3 protein-coding genes are annotated in these 4,265 nt (G+C 34.0%); all 3 read right to left on the bottom strand.

Annotated elements, in window-relative coordinates; all coding sequences use genetic code 11:
• Window positions 1-35: 35 nt before the first annotated feature.
• On the bottom strand, window positions 36-1,223 hold the full coding sequence (locus AA81_RS07210) for an ROK family protein (RefSeq protein ID WP_103898672.1): 1,188 nt from the start codon (window positions 1,221-1,223) through the stop codon (window positions 36-38).
• A 234-nt stretch (window positions 1,224-1,457) separates the two neighbouring features.
• A complete protein-coding gene (locus tag AA81_RS07205) occupies window positions 1,458-3,182 on the bottom strand; it encodes a DUF4910 domain-containing protein (RefSeq protein WP_103898671.1) in 1,725 nt (574 codons plus the stop codon).
• Between the two features lie 17 nt (window positions 3,183-3,199).
• Entirely contained in the window at window positions 3,200-4,210 is a 1,011-nt protein-coding gene (gene galT / locus AA81_RS07200) for a galactose-1-phosphate uridylyltransferase (protein WP_103078095.1), read from the bottom strand.
• Window positions 4,211-4,265 lie beyond the last annotated feature (55 nt).

Raw genomic sequence — 4,265 nt, 5'->3', positions numbered from 1 at the left:
ATATGAAACTTAAAAAATCTTTTAAGACAAAAAAATCATACCTTGATATAAAACATTTCCTCTTGAATTACTTGATACACACCCCCCAACATCCATGCTTTTGGTCCTAAGTTATCAACATCGTAAATCACCCTTTCACCTAAATTTCCGAAGGCATTTTTTCTTGCATAGTTTACAGAGTTATCTAAAAAATAATCTGAAAACTCTAAGGCTTCTCCGCCTATCAAAACGTATTCAGGAGTAAAAATATTGATTAAATTTTTTATAGCTGTCCCTATTAATGTAGAATATTCGTTGAAAACCTCGTGTGATACTTGAGGATCTTCTTTTAAAGATAATCTGATAAAGTCAATTTCTGATAACTCTGTATTTTTAAACGTTTTATAATACTCTTTGAGAAGGGTGTTTTCACTTTTTGTGTAGATCTTATTAACCAAAGATTCAAAGCTAGCTTCTGCTTCTAAGCATCCATAGCTGCCGCAACTACATTTATTTCCATTCTCTTTTATAGTCATGTGTCCAATTTCTCCGGCGCCGCCGTTTCCAGTGTAAAGATTTCCATTTACAATAAGTGAACCACCTATGCCAACCCCGAGAGTCATAACTAATGCATGTTTATATTTTTTTAATTTTCCTTTCCATAAGTGAGCAAGTGTGAAAGAATCAACATCGTTTATTATGTAAACAGGTACCTTTAATATATTTTTTAAGATTTTGCCAAGTTCAACGTTTTTCCAATTTAAGATAAAAGAATCTAGAACAACACCTTTTGTTGAATCGATGGTACCTGAAACAGCTACAGAAGCACCCACTAAATGATTTTTGTTTTTTTGTTCAACGTATTCTTTAATTAGATAGGAAATTTTATGTGGGTTAAACTCCTCTCCAAACTCCTTTCGTTCCTGAGATAAGATTTTTCCAGTTAGATCTGTGATTATCAGTTGAAGATATCCCAAACCTATCTTCACACCTAAAATATTTCCGAAATCTGGATTAATACATAATAGAATGGGTTTTCTTCCTCCGGTCGAATTGCTTTCCCCAATTACCCTGATCAATCCTTTCTCTAGTAAATCAGAGGTAATCTTTGTGACAGTTCCTCCACTCAAACTTGTTTTTCTCGCCAGTGAAGCTCTATCGATCTGTTTTTCTAAAAAGATTTCCTTTAATATTGTTTTCTCATTTATGTCCCTAATTAATTCTCTGCTACCTACTAAAGCCAATTTTTCTCCTCTTTTCTATAAATTTTAAAATGATTTTATTGTCTTACTTTCTTTACTATCGAAAGTAAGTTTATTTGAATCATAAAACTATTTACAAAGATAGTCAAGTTTGATTACAGCAGATTATGAACAATTACGAGAGATTGGATCTATTTAAAAGCGTTTAACTAGCTCTTTCTTAAAAATAGAAAATGAGGCACTCATATAGAGTGCCACAATATAATAGTGTAAATCTCACATTTCTATTAATTTTTCTTCTTTTAATCTATGCAGATAATGTTCAACTTCTGCCTGTAAATCTTCCTCAATTCCCAACTCTGCTTTTGCTATTATAATAGCTTCTTCCTTTGAAAATCCTAGTTCAAATACGTTCAAAAATACATCCATGAAATCTCTAAAGTTAGGTATTTTTTCTCTAATTTGGTTCATCCATTTTATATCTTCGATATTGTACCATGAATCGGAAATCGGTCCAATATTTTTTCTTACCTTTCTTTTTTGTAAGGGGATCAAATCAAAGGCAATTTTTTCTTTAAAAAATTCAATTAATTCTTCTTCTACATCCCCATATTTGGAAAGTTGCTTTAGTTTTAGATACGTCATGTAATTTACATAATTAGTGATGAGTTTGCTTTGAACATCGACTAACTTGAAATGATGGCTTATAATTTTGCCTTTTACTTGTGCCGACACTTCTTGACTCATATTGTCTAGATCGTAGATAGTTTTTAAAACAGCTTTTCCTATCCAGTCAAGGGTATTTTTTGAACATTTATCAACCGTGTCGTCACTTGAATGGTAATACCTATCTGGCCAATTCGTTAATGACACAGCAGGTATTCCCAAGTTTGGGTCTGAAAACATGTAATGGTCAGAGCCTCCTGAATATCTTTCGAAAGATAATCTAAAAGCAGGATACTCTAAGTTCACGTAAAGAAGTTCTGCTAAAAAAGAAGGTATTTCCCAGGGGGATGGAGTTAATTTAAGAGTAGATCCTGTTTTAAATTGATCTTCCCCAACCATATCTAAGTTTATAACGTAAGCGTTTTTTGGGAATTCTGTTGTTAAATAAGCGGCTGTACCGTACATCTCAGCTACCCAAAGACCAATGATTTTTCTGTTTAAGCGATCTTGGAATTTCTCTAATACTCTCATTATTTCTGTCAGCAGTGCAGATCCGCTTGCATTGTCGTTAGCACCTGGGTTCGGATGACACAGATGAGCAGTTAAAATAATAGCTGGTTGATCGGTATCTTTCCCTATGTTTTCTTGTAAGACTTCTAGGTTATTTGTTCCTTGGTCTGCATCCAAAAATGCTTCTATGAAAACTCTTTCTTTTTTAAGCTTTTCCCTTAATTCTTGAAATTGATCATAAGATAATGCGTAACCAAAGGCGTACTTATTTTTAAAACTTGGGAAAGAAGTATAATTAATGGTATCAGGTAAAAGTTCTGGAGTTCTTCCTATAGATTTATCCTGAGCTTTCATATAATAACTGAGGACACACCTCGCGTTGAATTTTTCTATTGCATAATGATACACTAGGGTCGGATTACCGTCAGCCAATACCGCATTTCCCGGTTCAAAATTTTTGTAGTCTTCCTCTGTTTCTCCCTTTCCTACATCGAAGACTTCCAGTTTCTCTACACCATCCGTCTTATCTGATAGAAATATTGCCGAGATAGGTGTTAGTGAAAGATCAGAGACTATGTATTTCCCCCTATGATATTTTAAATAACCCTCCTTTAGATTCCAGCTTGGAGGACTTTGCCATGTGTTGTAAGTTTTATCCATAGGAAATGTTAACAAAGTTGAATTTTTCAAATAATTTTGAATTATCTCTCTCGCTTTGGAATATTCAAAGCTACCTTTTGCTCTATGAAAATCGGAGATTTTTCTAATTAATTCCAAGGCATTTCTAGAAGAAAATTCGTAAAATATATCTTTTAAGTCTATCATCTCATTCCCCCTCGTATTTAAAGAATGTCTTTTTCTTCTATAAGGTCACTGCAGGCTTGTTCGGGAGAAACATGGTTTATATGAAATCCTGTGCCCCATTCAAAACCAGCAACATTAGTTAATCTAGGTAATATTTCTATATGCCAGTGATAATATAGTTCCAGCCCGTCTATAAACGGTGAAGTGTGTATGAATAAATTAAATGGTGGATCGTCGAGTTTTTTATCAAACCTTTTGGTTATAATCGAAAGGGTTTTTGCTAAATCTTCAACTGATGCCGGATTGTTTTCTAGGGACCCAAAGTCATGTGAATGTTTGAGTGGAAGTATCCATGTTTCGTATGGAAATCTGGAGGCGTAAGGTTCTATAACAATGAACTCATCTGTTTTGAAAACGACCCTTTGTTTGTCCTTTAACTCTTGGTTTATTATGTCACAATAAACACATCTTTCTCGAAAGTCATAATAAGATTTGGAGCCTTCTATTTCGGATTTAATCGTAATAGGAACGATAGGAGTAGCGATGAGTTGTGAGTGTGGATGTAAAAGGGAAGCGCCAGCTTCTTCTCCCTTGTTTTTGAATATTTGAACGTATTTTATGTTTTCGTCTTTTCTTATTGTTTGAAATCTTTTTAGGTAAGCCCATATTATTTCTTTTATTTGATCCATTGGCATATCGGCTAATTTTGCGTTGTGTTGTGGTGTTTCTATAATGACTTCATGGTATCCATAGCCAGACATTTGGTCATATATCCCGACACCCTGTTTTTTCAATTTGTTTTCAGAGTCGAGTGCTGGAAATTTATTTGGAACAACACGAACCCACCATCCTGGGGAGTTTGGAGTAGAGTTAGCGTCTCTAAAGGCTATTATTTCTTCCGGCGTACTGTATTCATTTCCATAATCGAAAGGGCAGAAGGAGTTTTCTGTTTTTTGCTGTTGTTTTTTGAAATCCATGGGTCTTTTCGACCTTTCGGAAGATATTATAACCCATCTTTTTATTATAGGATCTTTTCTTAATTCCATCATTTTAATAACCTCGTTTTTTGTCAAGGGCGATTTTGTATAATTCGATGTATTTCTT

The sequence above is a fragment of the Petrotoga halophila DSM 16923 genome (genome assembly GCF_002924615.1).
Note: the sequence above shows the minus strand (reverse complement) of the source record. Positions and strands in the feature narration are given on the sequence as shown.

Coding starts and splice junctions, on each gene's coding strand:
- AA81_RS07205 (WP_103898671.1), bottom strand. CDS start 3,182: ATGATAGACTTAAAAGATATATTTTACGAATTTTCTTCTAGAAATGCC.
- galT (WP_103078095.1), bottom strand. CDS start 4,210: ATGATGGAATTAAGAAAAGATCCTATAATAAAAAGATGGGTTATAATA.